We start from the raw sequence: 14,967 nt of genomic DNA on the forward strand, positions 1-14,967 counted from the left end.
TCACTCTCACACCGGAGAAACCCATGAAGAGCATCCTCTCTGCCGCCTACAGGGACGGCCACCGCTACCTCGCCCAGGACGGCACCAACGAGGTCCCCGAGGTGGAGCGGAACGCCCCGACGGAGCTGTCCGACGCGGTCGGCACGGTCCTGGGCATCGCCGGTTGGGCCGGCACCGCCGCCGGAGTGGTGGGCATCATCGTCACCGGAGTCATGATGGCCGTGTCGATGAAGCGCGGCGAGGGCTCCGAGCACATGAGCCGCCTGGGCATGGTTCTGGGCGGCTGCATCCTGGTGGCCACGGCCGGCCCCATCGTCACGTTCTTCTTCGGTGACCAGGAGGGCGAGGGCTAGGGCCAGGCGCTGAGTCCCGGGAGAAGGCATCGACATGTTCGGCCCCTGGAAACGCAAAAAGGCGCCGCCTGACGGGCCTTTCTACAAACAGCGCGGCTGGCTCAACTCCGCCGCCCTCCTGGGCTTCCTGGTGGTCATTTCGATCGTGGGAATCCTGACGAGCGACCCGGGCGGGCGGGACGCCGATGCCGCGGCGGAAGGCGGGGGGCCGCTGGACGGCCTCGTCGGCCCGCTGTCCCCCGGCGACCCGCAGCAGGTCCGGCAGGGGCCGGACGGGCGGCCGGAAGGCTGCGTCACCGACGACCGGGACACCGCCCAGCCGACCGCCGCGCCGCAGGACGCCGAGTGGAAGAAGCTCGGCGACCTCACGGTGCCCACCTCACCGTCCGCCGGGCCCCTGCGGTTCGACGCGGGGGTGTGGTGGTGCTTTGCCCGCACGCCCGCGGGAGCGGTGATGGCGGCGCACGTCATTCCGGTCGAGTTGAACGGCACCGCCTGGCGCACCGTGGCCGAACAGCAGGTCGTGCCCGGCAAGCCACGTGACACGTTCGTCCGCGAACGGGAGGCGGCCGAGGGGACGGATCCGGGGAACGGCGCCGTCCCGCGATTCGCGGGCTTCTCCCTGACGTCGTACTCGGTCGACGCCGCGACCGTGCGGCTGCTCGTCGCGGACGGCCTCGGCGGCCACGTGTCGATGTCGGTGACCGTGCGCTGGCGGGACGGTGACTGGAAGGTGGCGCCCCAGGCCGACGGGGACGCCTATTCGCCGGGAACACAGGCGACGCCTGACGGTTTCGTCAGTTGGGGAGCGTGACATGGCACAGCGTGGCGTGGAAAACCTCGCGCAGTCGGACGACTATGACATCGGCGACAAGTGCACAGGCAGCATCGACTTCTTCAAGCTGATCTTCGGTGACCCCGTCGACGAGATGATGGAGGCCATCGGGCAGATCGCGATGCGCGGCGCCCTGGAGATCTTCCAGGGAATCGGCAACCCCAGGACGGTGGACCAGGATTCGGCGGAGACGATCACCAGTGAAATACGGTGGCTTGTCATCTACCTGGCGATCGGATCACTCCTTTTCGCCGCCGCCAAGATGGCTCTGGACCGGCGCGCCGAATCGGGCACGATGGCGATGAAGGGCCTGCTGCGCGTCGTCGTGGTCAGTGCGGCGGCGACCACCGTGATCGTCGCGTTCGCCGACCTCATGAGTTCGTACTCCGATTACCTCTTCGCCAAGGCTCTCTCGCAGTTGCTGCGAGGCATCGACTGCTCGGGTGTCCATCCCATGCTGATGCTGATCATCGGGTGTCTCCTGATCATCGCCGGCATCATCCACACGATCCTGCTGTACATCCGGCTCGGCGTGATGATCATCCTGATGGGCACGCTCCCCCTCGCCGCCGCCGCGTCCATGACGGAATGGGGCGGCTCGTGGTGGCGCAAGCACCTCGGCTGGATGGTCGCCTGGCTGCTGTACAAGCCCCTGATCGGTCTCATCTTCTACTCGGGCGCCGTCATGATCTACGACGCGGACGGGCAACGACAGACCGACGTGCAGATCGCGGGCATGGGCGTGCTGCTGCTGTCGGGCATCGCCCTGCCGGCGCTGATGAGGGTGATCGTCCCGGCGACGGCCGCCCTCGGCGGCGACTCGGTCGGCCAGCAGACCATGGGCGTCATGGGAGGCGCCGCCTCCGGCGCGAAGTCGCTCGCCGAGGCGGGCGGCAAGGGTGCCACGGGTGCCATAGCCGGTGGCGCGGCCGGAGCTGCCTCCGGCGCCGCCAAGGCCGCCTCGGGCGCCGCGGCCAGCGGCGCGGGCGGCGGCGGGGGCGGCGGTGAAGGCGGCGGCTCCGGAGGGGGCGGCGGAGGCGGCGGCTCCAAGGGCGGCTCTGGAGGCGGCGGCTCCGGGGGCGGCTCTGAAGGCGGCGGCCCCTCGGGCGCCTCTGGAGGCGGCGGCGGCTCCGAAGGCGGAGGCGGCGGTGGGTCAGGTCGCCAGATGGCCGCCAAGGGCGTCGGCGCCGGCATCACCGCCGCGATCGGGGTGGCGTCCTTCGTGGCGCAGCGGGCCAAGGGCAGCGCGGATGTTGCCAGGAGCGGGATCGAGGGCGCCAACCAGGACGACGGGCGCTGAACCGCTGCCCCGCTGAACCGCCGCCCACCATCCCCGACCGAGAGGGAGAACAGGTACCACCATGTCCACCCAAGTCGCCCACGTCGACCCCACCTACGGCAACTGGCGCCGGCCCCGGCGGCCCGGCCTGGGGCCGTTCGGGCTCCTCGGCACCGTCGGGCTGTTCGGCGGGATCATCATCGATCTGCTGGCCTCGCTGGTCTCGCTGACGTTCACGCTGGGCCTCGTCGTTCTCCAGGCGTTCTTCCTGCTGCCGCTCGCCGTGCGCACCCAGGACGGGCGCAACGCCTACCAGCTCCTCGCCATGCGCATCGGCTGGTTCCAGCGCAAGGCCAAGGGCGTGACCACCTACGTCTCCGGCCCGCTGTCCCCGCGGCCGGGCGGCAAGTACCGCCCGCCGGGGCTGCTCAGCCGGGTCAGGGTGCTGGAGGGCAGGGACGCCTACGACCAGCCGTTCGGCGTGCTGCACCACCGCAGCCGCAACCTGTACACCGTCGTACTGGGCTGCGACCCGGACGGCGGCTCCCTCGTCGACCCCGACCAGATCGACAACTGGGTGGCGGCATGGGGCCACTGGCTGGCCCGGCTCTCCAGCGAGCCGGGTCTGCGCGGAGCCTCCGTGGTGGTGGAGACCGCTCCGGACACGGGGACCCGGCTGGCCGCCGAGGTGCTGCCGCGCATCAGCCCGGACGCCCCGGCCGCGGCACGGGCGGTGATGGAGGAGGTCGTCGAGCGGTACCCGGCCGCGTCCTCGGAGATGCACACCTACCTCGCGCTGACCTACGGGGCGCCCCCCGGGCAGCGGCGCGGTACCGACGACGTCGTCGCCGACCTCGCCACCCGCATCCCCGGCCTGCTGGCGGGAGTGGTCAGCGCCGGCGGCGGGCCCGCCACCCCGTTGTCGGCCGAGCGCATCGCCGAGGTCGTCCGGGTGGCGTACGACCCGGCCGTGGCGGGGGACGTCCTGGAGGCCCGCGCCGTCGACGGCGGCACCGGTCTGGAGTGGGAGGACGCCGGTCCCGCGGCGGCCGTCGAGACGGCCACCTCGTACCAGCACGACTCGGGGGTGTCACGGACCTGGATGCTCACCCTCGCGCCGCGCGGCACCGTACGCGCCCAGGTGCTACGCGGACTGCTGGAGGACGCGCCCGGCACCCGGCGCAAGCGGGTGGCGCTGCTGTACCGGCCGATCGACCCGGCGACCTCGGCGCGCATCGTCGAAGCCGACCGGCGCGCCGCGCAGTTCATGGCCACCTCCAAGCGCGGCCTGGTGCAGGCGCGCGCCGCCAGCGAGGTACGCGCCGCCGAGCAGACGGCGGTGGAGGAGGCGACCGGGGCCGGCCTGGTGGAGTTCTCACTGATGGTCACGGTCACAGTGGACAGCGAAGCCGAGGTGGCCGACGCGACCACGACCGTGCGCAACCTGCTGGCAGGGGCACGGCTGTCGATGCGCCCGGCCGACCGGATGCAGGCGGCGGCGTTCAGTTGCACGCTGCCGACCGGGATTCTGCCCTGGGAGTACACGCTGGTGCCGCGCGAGATGAAGGAAGCGCTGTGACGTCCGAGACAAAGAAGAGGGCCAGGGCGAACGGGAAGAAGCCCGCCGGACCCCGAACCGACCCGCCCAGCCCGCGCGGCTGGCCGGGGCCCGGCGGCGGCCAGGTCGCCAACATGGACCCGCCGACGATGTGGCGTGCTACCACCGTGCAGGCGTGCGGGCTGTGGCCGTTCGCGGCGGGCTCGGGCGCGCCCATGACCGGCGTCCCGCTGGGCCAGCACCTGTTCACCGGCGCCACCGTGTGCGGGGACCCGCTGTCGTGGTTCACCCGCGCCCACTACATCTCCAACCCGTCGCTGTTCATGCTCGGCATGCCGGGCCTGGGCAAGTCCACTCTGGTCAACCGCATGCTCATCGGGCTGGCCGCGACAGGTGTGGTCCCGCTGGTGCTCGGCGACCTGAAGCCTGACTACGCCGACACCGTGCGCGCCCTGGGCGGCCAGGTCCTGTCCATCGGGCGCGGGGTGGGCGGCATCAACGTCCTCGACCCCGGCGCCATGGGCGCCGCCGCCCAGCGCATCGGCGGCGAGGCCGGGCGGACGCTGGCCGTCGAAACGCACGGCCGCGTCCTGAACATGGTCGCCGCGCTCATCACCATCGTGCGCGACCACGCCATCGACGACCACGAGCAGTCGGTGCTCTCCGCGGCGCTGCACCACCTTCGCGAGCGCACGCGGCCGGACCGCCAGCCCTTGCTGCCGGACCTGCTGCGGGTCCTCGCCGAAGGCCCCGACCGGGTACGGGCGGTGACCCTGGACCGCGGGGACGACAGCCGCTACCGCGACGCCGTGGACCCGCTGCACCGCTCGCTGCTGGGCGTGCTGGACGGGCCCCTCGGCGACACGTTCGGCTCCGAGACCTCGACCCGTATCGACCTCGACGCCCCCGCCGTGTGCGTGGACATCTCCCGGATCGGCGAGGCGGACACCCAGCTCACCGCGGCGGCGATGCTGGCGGCCTGGTCCGACGGGCTGGGCACGGTGGCCGCCTCGCACGCCCTGGCGGACGCGGGGCTGAGGCCGCGGCGCTGGTTCTTCACCGTGCTCGACGAGCTGTGGCGGCCCCTGCGCGCGGCCTCCGGCATCGTGGACCGCATCGACGCCCTGACCAGGCTCAACCGCACCCTCGGCCTGGGCGACGCCAAGATCACCCACACGCTCAAGGACGCCGAGGCGCTGGGCACCGACGCCGACCGGGTCAAGGCACGTGGCTTCGTCGAACGTGCCGGCATGGTGGTGTGCGCGGGGCTGCCGCGCCAGGAGATGGAGGAGTTGGGCCGGGTCGTCGGCCTGTCCCGGCGGGAGATCGACCTGGTCTCCTCCTGGTCCTCGCCCCCGGGCTGGGCCGCGTACGGGGACCGTGAGGAGCCGCCCGGCCGGGGGCGGTTCCTGATCAAGGTCGGTGGCCGGCCCGGCATCCCGATCCAGGTCGCCATCACCGACACCGAGCGGCACCTGCACGACACCAACAAGCGCTGGGCACCGAACAAGCCGGCCGCCGGGAAGTCGCCCGGGGGCATACCCAGCCTCTCCAAACAGCCGACGGCGGCCGGGAGGCGAACCGGATGAGCGGGAGCGCATCCAACGGCAAGATGTACGGCAGCGAGCTGATGCCCTGGGCCGTCGTCATGGTGACGGGCGTGGGCGCGGTGGTGTTCGGCGGCACATGGCTCGGGGGGTCCCTGGGCGCAGTGCTGACCGGGGCGGGCTGGGATCCCCCGCCGTTCACCATGTCGACGTTCACCGCCCTGCTCTCCGACGGTCCGGCGACGCTCTGGCCGGACGCGTCACCGGCCGCGGTGACCGCCGGCATCGTCCTGGTCTTCGGCCTGGCCGGCGCCGCCGGGGTGCTGGCCGTGCACCGGGTGATCCGGTTCACGAACCGGTCCAAGGGCCTGGCCGGGAAGCGGGAGCTGGCGGCACTGTGCCCGACCGGCATCGCGAAGCGCGCCCGCGAGCTGCGCCCCTCGCTCAAGGGCCGGGACGACCTGCACCCGGACGAGACGGGCAACCTGCTCGGCGAGCTCGACCCGAGCGGCCCGGTGCTGCGCTCCTCGTACGAGGACGTGGAGCTGGACCTGATGGCCCCGCGCGCCGGCAAGTCCACCGGCATCGCCGTCCCGCGCGTACTCCGTGCCCAGGGAGCGGTGCTGCTGACCTCCAACAAGTCAGATGTGTACGCCGTCACGCGGGCCGAACGCGAGAAGGCCGGCCGGGTGTGGACGTTCGACCCGCAGTCCATCGCGCACGCCCCGCGCGAGATGTGGTGGGACATCCTCGCCGACTGCCACACCATGGAAGGCGCCCGCCGCCTGGCGGGTCACTTCGTCGCCTCCGTCAACGACGACCAGTCGAAGAAGGACTTCTGGATCTCCGCGGCCCAGAACACCCTCACCGCCCTGTTCCTCGCCGCCGCCCGCGGCCGGGCCTCCCTGCACGACCTGCTGGCCTGGCTCGCCGACCCCGCCGACCGCACGCCGGTCGACCTGCTGCGGGACGCCGGACTGACCGCCATGGCCGAGCAGTTGCAGGGGACGGTGCGCGGTGCGGTGGAGACCCGTGACGGCATCTACGAAACCGCGCGGCAGTGCGTGGCCTGCCTGCTCGATCCGGAGATCGCAGCCTGGGTGACGCCTGACCCCGGGCTTCCGCAGTTCGATCCGCACGAGCACGCTCTGGGCCACGACACCCTGTATCTGCTGTCGAAGGACGGTGGTGGCTCGGCCGCGGGCGTGATCGCGGGCCTTGCCGACGCGACGATGCGCGCGGGCGTGATCGCCGCGGAGCGGATGGGCGGGCGGCTCGACCCGCCGATGACGGCGGTCCTCGACGAGGCCGCCAACGTCTGCCGCATCTCCGACCTGCCCGACCTGTACAGCCACCTCGGCTCGCGCGGCATCAACGTCGTCACCCTGCTGCAGAGTTACCGTCAGGGAAGCCGGGTGTGGGGCGACGCGGGCATGGACGCGATGTGGAGCGCGGCCACGATCAAGCTTCTCGGCGCGGGCCTGGACGACGCCGACTTCGTGGAGAAGGTCTCCAAGCTCGTGGGCAATGCCGACGTGCGCACCGCGTCGGTCTCCAAGAGCAAGGACGGCACCTCCCGCTCCTACTCCTACCGACTGGACCCGGTGCTGCCCGCGGACCGTATCCGCGCCCTGCCCAAGGGCACCGCGCTGCTGCTGGCCACCGGCGTACGGCCCGCTCTGATCCGCCTGCGCCCCTGGTACAAGGAGCCCAACGCGGGCACCATCTCGGCGGCGGCCAAGGCCGAGACGGCCGCCATCACCGAGCGGGCCACCCGCGCCTGGTCCCACACCGGCGGCGCGGGGATCACCGACGCCGTGAGCAGGTGGCAGCGGGACGCCGTGCCCTTGAACAAAGCGGTGCCCCCGCAGGACGGCGTGCCCCTGCGGGGGGACACCGCCTGGTGAACGGCTGCCGTGCCGTACCCCGGGGCGGAGCCGGTGCCGCTCAGCTTGTCCTACCTTCCAAGCGTGGGCCTGAGGCGGTCATTCGTAGGATCGTCTGGCCCAGGGGTTCCGGGTATGGCTGTCAGCTTGTCGCCGCTCGATGGCTCAAATGACTTGGCCGCCCGGAGCCCCGCGACGACTCGACCGCTAATTGGGATACGCGACTCGATCGCTGTGTAGGACAACGTCGGCGAGGTCGTCTGCGGGACTACTGTGACGACGAGCTGGCGGAGGTGACCGTGCCCGAGATCTGGGCCGGGGTGGACATCGGCAAGGAACACCACCACTGCGTGGTGATCGACGCGCACGGCGAACGCCTCCTGTCACGGCGAGTCCTGAACGACGAGTCCGCGCTGCTGGAGCTGATCGGCGACGTACTCGCACTCTCTGAGGACGCGCTGTGGGCGGTGGATATCAACCACGGCGGCGCCGCCTTGCTCATCGGCCTGCTGCTCGGCCACGACCAGCCGATGGTCTACCTCACCGGCCTCGCCGTTCACCAGGCATCAGCCGCCTACCGAGGCCAGGGCAAGACGGACGCCAAGGACGCCTTCGTCATCGCCGACCAGGCCCGCATGCGCAAGGACCTCGGCGTGCTCCGTCCCGGTGACGAGATAGCCGTAGACCTCAAGATCCTGGTCAGGCGCCGCACCGACCTCGTCAACGACCGCACCCGCCAGATCAACCGGCTCAGGGAACAACTCCTCGAAGTCTGCCCGGCCTTGGAGCGTGCGCTCAGTCTGACGAACAAGGGGCCGATCCTGCTGCTGACCGGCTACCAGACGCCAGCCGCAATCCGCCGCAGCGGCGCCAAGCGAATCGAGACGTGGCTGAAGAACCGCAAGGTCAAAGGCGCCGCCGCACTCGCCCAGGCCGCCGTCGAGGCCGCCCAGGCCCAGCACACCGCACTGCCCGGCGAGAAGCTGGCCGCCTCGATGGTGGGCCGCCTCGCGAAGGGGGTGATGGCCCTCGAAGAGGAGATCGCCGAGCTCGACGCACTAATCGAGGCCCGGTTTCACGAACACCCGCATGCCGAAGTGATCCGCAGCCTGCCCGGCATGGGCGCCATGCTCGGGGCCACCTTCATCGCCGCGACCGGCGGCGACATGGAAGCCTTCGGCACATCAGACCGGCTGGCTGCTTTCGCCGGCCTGTCACCGGTTCCACGCGACTCCGGCCGCGTCAGCGGAAACATGCGCCGACCCCGCCGCTACCACCGTGGCCTCCTGCGGGCCTTCTACCTCTCCTCCATGGCCAGCTTGAGGTCGTGTCCCGCATCACGGGCGTACTACGAACGGAAGCGTGCTGAGGGGAAAGGTCACAAGCAGGCCGTGCTGTCCCTCGCCCGTCGAAGGGCCAACGTTCTCTGGGCCATGATCCGCGACGGAGCGTGCTATCAAACTGCACCACCAGTCACGATGGCTGCTTGACATCCTCATTGGGAAGTCGTTTATCCAGTTCGGCGGGGTTTGGTTCCCTTCTTGTGGTGGGTGGGCCGTGTGTGTGCCTCGCCGGTGGCGAGGAGTCGGCCCACGTCGTGACGGGTTGCCGGGCGGCGGTTCTTTGAGCCTGGTGGCCGGCCGGGGCCGGGCCGGGGAGGTTGCGGTGCACGCGCCGGCGAGGTGGCCTTCGCGTGGAGGTTCCGGAACCCGCGGCGGACGCGGGCTGGGGTGAGCTTGTTCGGCTCGCTCCTTCGGTCGCCCCGGCGGTCCGTCACATCGACCGGACGGTCGAGTTCCTGGACCTGGTCACCGCGTGCCACTCCTTCGTGGCCGCGGTCGGCCGCGCGGTCCCGGGTCTGCGGGACCGCACGCTGGGCGAGGACGAGCGCACGATCGTGCACGAGAACGTGGCCAAGGTCCGCGCGACGCTGGACTGGATCGAGACCGCGGTCAACACGGGCAAGGGGCAGGGTACGACAGCGCGAAAAGACCGAGTTGTGGCGCGAACTGCTGACGAGGCCGTAAGTGATGAGGGTGGGTCCTCCCGAGGAAAGCGGGAGGACCCACCCTCGTTGTATGTATTGCCGCCCGGAACCTGTCCTTGGCCTCGATCGGCAAACGATCACCGGGTTGAGAAATAGGCACTCACCATCACCGGGACGGTGTCCTGCGCGGCTGACTCTGTGCGTGCCCCCCCGGCGGCATCTGTGACTGGCCGGCGGGAGTGCTGGAGCGGGCCACATCAGTAACCGGCGATAGCGATCTGACGCTTTGCGAGGAGCCCACGGGCGAAAGCGGCGCTGCCGCCGCGGCCTCGCCGTAAGCCGGAAGAGACGGCCCCTCTGGCCTCACAGTGTAGGCCGGGTTCGGCGTGTAGGCCGGGGGCCGCGCGGGGTTGCGGCCGTGCAGAGGGCGCGGGTTCTGGTTGACCTGCCTCGTGGCAGCCGCATAGTCCGGAGCTGGATTATGCTCCAGTACCTCACGCAGCTTTCTTTGCGCCGCGACGCGCACCCTGTTGAATAGTGTTTCATTAAGTTCGAAAGCCTGGTCCCAATTGACCTCCCCGTAATTCGGCCTCGAAACCTGCTCCTTCAATTTGCGGAAATCCTTGCGGAATAGATTATAGGCCTGCTCCTCCATCGATTTTTCGTCGCCAGTAAGGTCGAACCTGAGATGGTCTGTGTTGGACGCAAGGTGACCGCCGGGACGTATGCCTTGAATGTCCAATGCCATCCGGTGGATATGCTGGTGATACAAGTACCGTGCACCGCGCAGCCCTGCGTTCACCCAATTATTTGCCTCTTTCTGGGCGGTATCATCGTTCATGAGATGCCGCACTCGGAAGGCATGGCCACGTTCTCTCATGTTTGGATCTGGCATATGCATTCCTTTCAGATCGCGGACAGGCCCGCCAGCGGAACTCCGGACGCGGCCCCTTCTTGCCCTTCTGCCCGCGCGCCAGAGGGCTACTACGTCCGACCCGGGTCAGTCGGCTACTCAGCCCTCGACATCGCACCCGCTTCCAGCCCTTTCGAATCCTGAGCTGGGCAAACACTCACCAGGACCTTCGAAAGCAGGCTCTCAGGCTCCGCCGTGCGGCACGACAAGAGCCTGGGCAGCCTTTCGAGCCCGGTCGGACCACGGCGTCGGCGTGAGCGTGGCGACGTCGATGCAGACGATCGTGCGACTGCCGTGCGCGTACGTGGTGCCCCCGTCGGCTGAGCACACCCGGTAGCCCGCGGTGGAGGAGGTGTTGCCCAGACGCTCCATCCACAGGTGCACGGCGAATTCGCCGATCTTTCGTATGGGGAAGTCGAAGGTGATGGTGAACGTCTTGACGACGTTGAAGGCATCCCCATCGAGGCCGGACTCGCTGATGAAGCCGCGCTCACCCCAATAGGTGACCCACGCCCGTTCAACCAGCACCTGGTACCGGCTGTTGTGCAGCATGCCCATCGGATCCAGATCGTCATAGTTCACGGTGACCGGCACCAGGACACCGACGTCGGTGCTCGGCAGGGAGGTGATCTCCTCAGTACGCGTCATCATTTTTCTCCTTGGGGGGCGCAGGGAAAGGCATTGCGCGATGCGGCATCTGCCATATATTGCAGTCGCGCGCTCGTGCCATCGCGTTCTGCGCGCCGCAGCCCGCGTTTGGTCAGCAGCCCGTTGGCGATGGCCATCACCGTCTTGTTCGGCGGCGCGGACAGGCCGGTGGAAGTGTGGGGGGTGTAGAGGGCTTCATCGCCCTCGACCGTCAGCCAGCCGGTGACGGTTCGCATGCTCAGGCCGACGCACTGCGGCCGGAATGTGTGGGCCAGGAATCCGGCTCGGCGTCCTCCCGGCGGGAGTAGATCGGATGGTCCCGTGAGGCGGAGTCCGGCGTCGTCGCTTCCGGTCACCTTCACCGGGAGGATGACGGGATATCCGTCGGCTCCCCGGTAGGCGAGCAGTTGGTGGGGGAGGGCGGCGATCTGCCGGGCGAGCTTGGGCACGCGGACACGTGGGGACGTTGCGTTCCTGGGCGGTCGCTGGGCGGCGGGCGGCTCCGGCCAGGAGGGGCCGCTGACCGTCACCACTCCATGAGCCGAAAGCTCCGGCCAGGTGGCGAGTCGCTCCACGCCGATGTCGACGAACGCGCGTTCCCGCTGATACTCGCGAAGTAGCCAGTCCCAGATCTTGCCTCGCTTGGCTTCCCCGAGGAAGCGCTCGGCGGAATTCTTGAGGTGCACCAGTCGCTGCGCCGAGGGCTCCAGGTCCACCGACGCGCTGCCCTGGGCGAGCACATAGGAGTCGTGAGTAGCGAAGCCGTGCGCCCGCGTGTGGCAGGCGAGAGCGACGTGCGGGTTACTCAGGATCCTTTCCAGTTTCTTCGGGAGGCCCATCGAGGTGGCGAAACTGACCACACCCGTCGCTCGGTCGGCCATGCCTACCGGAGAAACGGGTGTGACGACCGCGCCGCCGGCCGGCGTGAGGTAGGCGACTGCGACGGTCAAGTCACCCGTGAACGCTTCATATGCCTCGTCCGGCCACATCAGGGGGGCGTGTGTCATGAATCCATCCCGCGGAGGACCCGGAGGTCTTCGGGGGTCGCTTCAGGGCCGTGTTCAGCAGTCTTTCCCACCGGGGGAGACCTTTCCGGACGGATGCTTCAGTTGCATGTGGACGGAGATGTCACCAGCTTGGTCCTCGGGCTTTCCGCACAGGTGGCGGGCGAGGAAGTCGACCGCGCGGTACATGTCGGTGTTGTTCTCCGGGAGGGTGGCGTCACCGCCGTATGAGCCGCCGAGGACGGCGACTCGCTCCCGGTCCGCGTAGCCTCGCGCCACCACCCAGTCGACGGCGTCGACGAGGTCGTCGTGCCTTGTCCCCGCCGGCTCCCCGGTGCCGGCCTCGGTGAACGCCTTGCCGAAGCCGGAGGAGCCGCGGAGGTTGACCTGGAGCACCGCGTAGCCACGGTTGGCCAGGAGCTGCTCGAAGGGGTCGAAGCCCCAGGTGTCGCGGTGCCACGGCCCTTCACGGACCAGCAGGACCAGCGGCAGCCCTGCCGGGTCCGCGCCCACGGGCAGCGTCAGGTACGCGGGCAGGGCGAGCCCGTCGCGCGAGTAGACCGTGAGCGGGGTCTTCGGCGCCAGCGCTCCGGGGCCCAGGTGCGGATACGGCCGGAAGAGCAGCCGGCTCTCGCCGGTGGAGTGATCGTAGAAGAAGGTGACACCGGGATCGCGGTCGTGCGTGAAACTGACGACCCAGCGCTGTCCGTTCTCGTCGCCGGACACGACGGCCAGGTCGCCGTCGGACAGCTTTTCCAGGTTCTCCAGCACGGCGGCGAAGTGCGGGTCGAGCGCGCGGATCACCTGCCGCTCGCCGAGGTAGCGCACCCCGGCCAGCTCCCCCGTGCGCCGGTCGAGGATGAGGGGCGGGGGAAGGGACGGGGAGACGGCGTGCCGCGGGTCGAGGCCGAGGACCAGGTGGTCGTCGACCTCGGTCTCCTTCCCGGTGGCCAGGTCGAGCCTGACCAGGCGGGTGCGGTCGCTGCCTCGGCTGGAGCCGATCCACACGCCGGTGCCGTCCGGGGTGACCTGGAACGGCTGGATGCCCAGCGGGTAGTCGGAGCCGTCGAACGTCACGACGAGGTGCCACGTGTCCCGCTCGGCGTCCCACCTCGACAGCTCGATGTCGCCGTCGTCCGTCAGGCCGTGGGCGTACAGGTCCCCGCCGGGGGTGTACAGCCAGCCTCCGGCCCGGCCGGGGTTCTGTGCCAGCATGGTCAGCTCACCGGTGGCGATGTCGAGTTCGTAGAAGTCGAACTCCGTGCGCTCCCTGTGATTCAGGTGCAGGAGCGCCTTGCCGGGGCGGGAGGGAGTCGTCTCGAAGCCCGTGGCCCTGACGCCGGGGAAGGGGGTGAGATCGGCCGCCTCGCGGTCCGGGTTCTCCAGATCGATCCGGAAGACGTGCCGGTTCTCGTCACCGTCATCGTCCTGCTCGTAGAGCAGCCACCGCGGGTCGTCCGTCCAGTGGTAGGCATGGACGCCGCGGTTGTCGTCGGCGGTGAGGCAGCGCGCCTCCTCATGCGTGTCGACGCTCTCCACCCACACGTTCAGCGTCCCCCGCCATGGCGCCAGGCAGGCGATCCTGGTGCCGTCGGGCGAGATCGATGCGGCGGTGCGGACGGGCGCGCAGAACAGGTCCTCGACAGTGAGGTGCGGGACCTTGTGCGAAGCGGAGAACATGCGATCAGCACCTCCCGCTGGATACGTTCTGCCGTTGACAAGCACCACGTGGCTGCCGGAGTTTCGGTTCACCGCTTCCGTACGGACCGGCCGAGTGGCCGCTGGGCGCCGCTTTGTTCATTTCTTGCCGGCGGGAGACTGGAGTGCGCGGAAGTCGTCGAAGAATAGGGGGTGTTGGGCCAACTCACCTGTCGGTGACGGCCTGGCGACACGATTGGCATGAAGGCTGTTCAGTAGCCACGGCATCTTCTTGGGTCCGATGCCGCGCACCATGGCGGGCCCCTGGAGCCCGCCGTAGGTCGCGACGGCCAGTCGTCCGGTGGCACGGAACCGCCGCACCTGGTCGGTCAGGTAGTCCTGGCGTGAAGTGAACCACGGGCTGTTCATGAGCAGGTCGTGCCATCGTTGCTGCGGTACGGGATGCGCGGCGGCGTCCCGCACCTCCTTCCATACCGGGGTGCCGGCCGGCACCCCGTAGCGGTTGGCGTATACGGCGGGGACCGGCTCGCGCCAGTGCTGCCTCCACCAGTGCACCAGGGAGAACTCGGTGGCCAGGAAGAACTGATCGGAGCGGATCCGGGGCAGCACGTGATGCGTAAATGCCTCGGCCTCTTCGATGCCGCTGACGTGCGGGTGGATGTCTACGCCCTCGATCTCGGGGGTGGCCTTGACATGGGCCAGCCAGCCGTTGACGGCGGGGGTGCGCCATTCGGGGTCGTCGAGGCGGTTGAGGGCGCCCATGTACAGACGGGTGCGGCAGTCGGACCCGAAGCGCTTCTTGCGCTCGGCGATCACATGCGCGGCAACGGCTTCGTAAAAAGGGTTCAGGAGGGTGGCGCGGTCCTGCGGACGCGTTTCAAGGAAGGGCTCGTTGCCGACGACCAGGATGTCGACCTTGCCCAATGCGGCGTCCAGCACCTTGTCGAGGCGCGTGAGTTCAGCATCCATCGCGCTGGTACCCGGCTGTGGGAGAGGCTTGTCCTGGTAGGGGAACTTCAGCGAGAGCACCGTGCCGTAGCCGTCGCCGGCGAAGGACAGCAGGGTGCTGACCGCAGGCTGGCGGGGCGCCGGCTTGGTGTCCAGGTCGGTCAGCGGGACGAAGCCGCGCACCCACTTCGCGCGCAGGTCGTCCAGCACCGCGGGGCTGGTCCCGCTCGGCTGCTCGTTGAAATTCACGCCCAGCACGTCCCGAGGGGCCGCAGGCCGGTCCCCGGCCCCGGGGGCGTCGCCCGACGTGCCTCCGGCAGAGCCGCCGCTGTCGGCGGAGCCGGCGTCTC

General features: G+C 69.8%; 12 protein-coding genes and 1 pseudogene. 8 read left to right on the forward strand and 5 right to left on the reverse strand.

Annotated elements, in window-relative coordinates:
• Positions 1-23: 23 nt before the first annotated feature.
• The 8 genes and pseudogenes from OG946_RS24645 to OG946_RS24685 form a co-directional block, all read left to right on the forward strand.
• Positions 24-353 (forward strand): hypothetical protein, encoded by a 330-nt coding sequence (locus OG946_RS24645; protein WP_326798188.1) that lies wholly within the window; start codon positions 24-26, stop codon positions 351-353.
• A gap of 34 nt (positions 354-387) precedes the next feature.
• Entirely contained in the window at positions 388-1,167 is a 780-nt protein-coding gene (locus OG946_RS24650) for a hypothetical protein (protein ID WP_326798189.1), read from the forward strand.
• A 1-nt stretch (position 1,168) separates the two neighbouring features.
• Complete coding sequence (locus OG946_RS24655; protein WP_326798190.1) at positions 1,169-2,488, forward strand: hypothetical protein; 1,320 nt, start codon at positions 1,169-1,171, stop codon at positions 2,486-2,488.
• A 61-nt stretch (positions 2,489-2,549) separates the two neighbouring features.
• Positions 2,550-4,046 carry an SCO6880 family protein gene (locus OG946_RS24660; protein WP_326798191.1) on the forward strand — a complete coding sequence of 499 codons (1,497 nt, stop codon included), beginning with the start codon at positions 2,550-2,552 and terminating at the stop codon, positions 4,044-4,046.
• A gap of 113 nt (positions 4,047-4,159) precedes the next feature.
• Positions 4,160-5,614, forward strand: coding sequence for an ATP/GTP-binding protein (locus OG946_RS24665; protein ID WP_326800359.1), 1,455 nt, complete (start codon positions 4,160-4,162; stop codon positions 5,612-5,614).
• Positions 5,615-5,655: 41 nt separating this feature from the next.
• Complete coding sequence (locus OG946_RS24670) at positions 5,656-7,479, forward strand: type IV secretory system conjugative DNA transfer family protein (RefSeq protein ID WP_442814639.1); 1,824 nt, start codon at positions 5,656-5,658, stop codon at positions 7,477-7,479.
• Positions 7,480-7,757: 278 nt separating this feature from the next.
• Positions 7,758-8,948 (forward strand): IS110 family transposase, encoded by a 1,191-nt coding sequence (locus OG946_RS24675; RefSeq protein ID WP_442814245.1) that lies wholly within the window; start codon positions 7,758-7,760, stop codon positions 8,946-8,948.
• Between the two features lie 266 nt (positions 8,949-9,214).
• A pseudogene (locus tag OG946_RS24685) lies at positions 9,215-9,424 on the forward strand (DUF6192 family protein); the annotation flags it as partial.
• A gap of 187 nt (positions 9,425-9,611) precedes the next feature.
• On the opposite strand, the gene OG946_RS24690 reads toward OG946_RS24685, so the two are convergent.
• The 5 genes from OG946_RS24690 to OG946_RS24710 form a co-directional block, all read right to left on the reverse strand.
• Positions 9,612-10,340 (reverse strand): hypothetical protein, encoded by a 729-nt coding sequence (locus tag OG946_RS24690; protein WP_326798193.1) that lies wholly within the window; start codon positions 10,338-10,340, stop codon positions 9,612-9,614.
• Between the two features lie 201 nt (positions 10,341-10,541).
• Positions 10,542-11,006, reverse strand: a complete 465-nt coding sequence (locus OG946_RS24695) for an acyl-CoA thioesterase (protein ID WP_326798194.1) — start codon at positions 11,004-11,006, stop codon at positions 10,542-10,544.
• Positions 11,006-12,013 carry a hypothetical protein gene (locus tag OG946_RS24700; RefSeq protein ID WP_326798195.1) on the reverse strand — a complete coding sequence of 336 codons (1,008 nt, stop codon included), beginning with the start codon at positions 12,011-12,013 and terminating at the stop codon, positions 11,006-11,008. The genes OG946_RS24695 and OG946_RS24700 overlap by 1 nt, the downstream gene beginning before the upstream one ends.
• A 54-nt stretch (positions 12,014-12,067) precedes the next feature.
• On the reverse strand, positions 12,068-13,690 hold the full coding sequence (locus OG946_RS24705) for a S9 family peptidase (protein ID WP_326798196.1): 1,623 nt from the start codon (positions 13,688-13,690) through the stop codon (positions 12,068-12,070).
• Between the two features lie 117 nt (positions 13,691-13,807).
• The gene (locus OG946_RS24710) at positions 13,808-14,875 is read right to left on the reverse strand and encodes a hypothetical protein (RefSeq protein ID WP_326798197.1); all 1,068 of its coding nucleotides are present in this window, start codon (positions 14,873-14,875) and stop codon (positions 13,808-13,810) included.
• Positions 14,876-14,967 lie beyond the last annotated feature (92 nt).

The sequence above is a fragment of the Streptomyces sp. NBC_01808 genome (genome assembly GCF_035917395.1).
Classification (GTDB): Bacteria; Actinomycetota; Actinomycetes; order Streptomycetales; family Streptomycetaceae; genus Streptomyces.

Excerpts from the sequence above, each read along its gene's own strand:
- OG946_RS24645 (WP_326798188.1), top strand. The coding sequence starts at position 24 with ATGAAGAGCATCCTCTCTGCCGCCTACAGGGACGGCCACCGCTACCTC.
- OG946_RS24650 (WP_326798189.1), top strand. The coding sequence starts at position 388 with ATGTTCGGCCCCTGGAAACGCAAAAAGGCGCCGCCTGACGGGCCTTTC.
- OG946_RS24655 (WP_326798190.1), top strand. The coding sequence starts at position 1,169 with ATGGCACAGCGTGGCGTGGAAAACCTCGCGCAGTCGGACGACTATGAC.
- OG946_RS24660 (WP_326798191.1), top strand. The coding sequence starts at position 2,550 with ATGTCCACCCAAGTCGCCCACGTCGACCCCACCTACGGCAACTGGCGC.
- OG946_RS24665 (WP_326800359.1), top strand. The coding sequence starts at position 4,160 with ATGGACCCGCCGACGATGTGGCGTGCTACCACCGTGCAGGCGTGCGGG.
- OG946_RS24670 (WP_442814639.1), top strand. The coding sequence starts at position 5,656 with ATGCCCTGGGCCGTCGTCATGGTGACGGGCGTGGGCGCGGTGGTGTTC.
- OG946_RS24690 (WP_326798193.1), bottom strand. The coding sequence starts at position 10,340 with ATGCCAGATCCAAACATGAGAGAACGTGGCCATGCCTTCCGAGTGCGG.
- OG946_RS24695 (WP_326798194.1), bottom strand. The coding sequence starts at position 11,006 with ATGACGCGTACTGAGGAGATCACCTCCCTGCCGAGCACCGACGTCGGT.
- OG946_RS24700 (WP_326798195.1), bottom strand. The coding sequence starts at position 12,013 with ATGACACACGCCCCCCTGATGTGGCCGGACGAGGCATATGAAGCGTTC.
- OG946_RS24705 (WP_326798196.1), bottom strand. The coding sequence starts at position 13,690 with ATGTTCTCCGCTTCGCACAAGGTCCCGCACCTCACTGTCGAGGACCTG.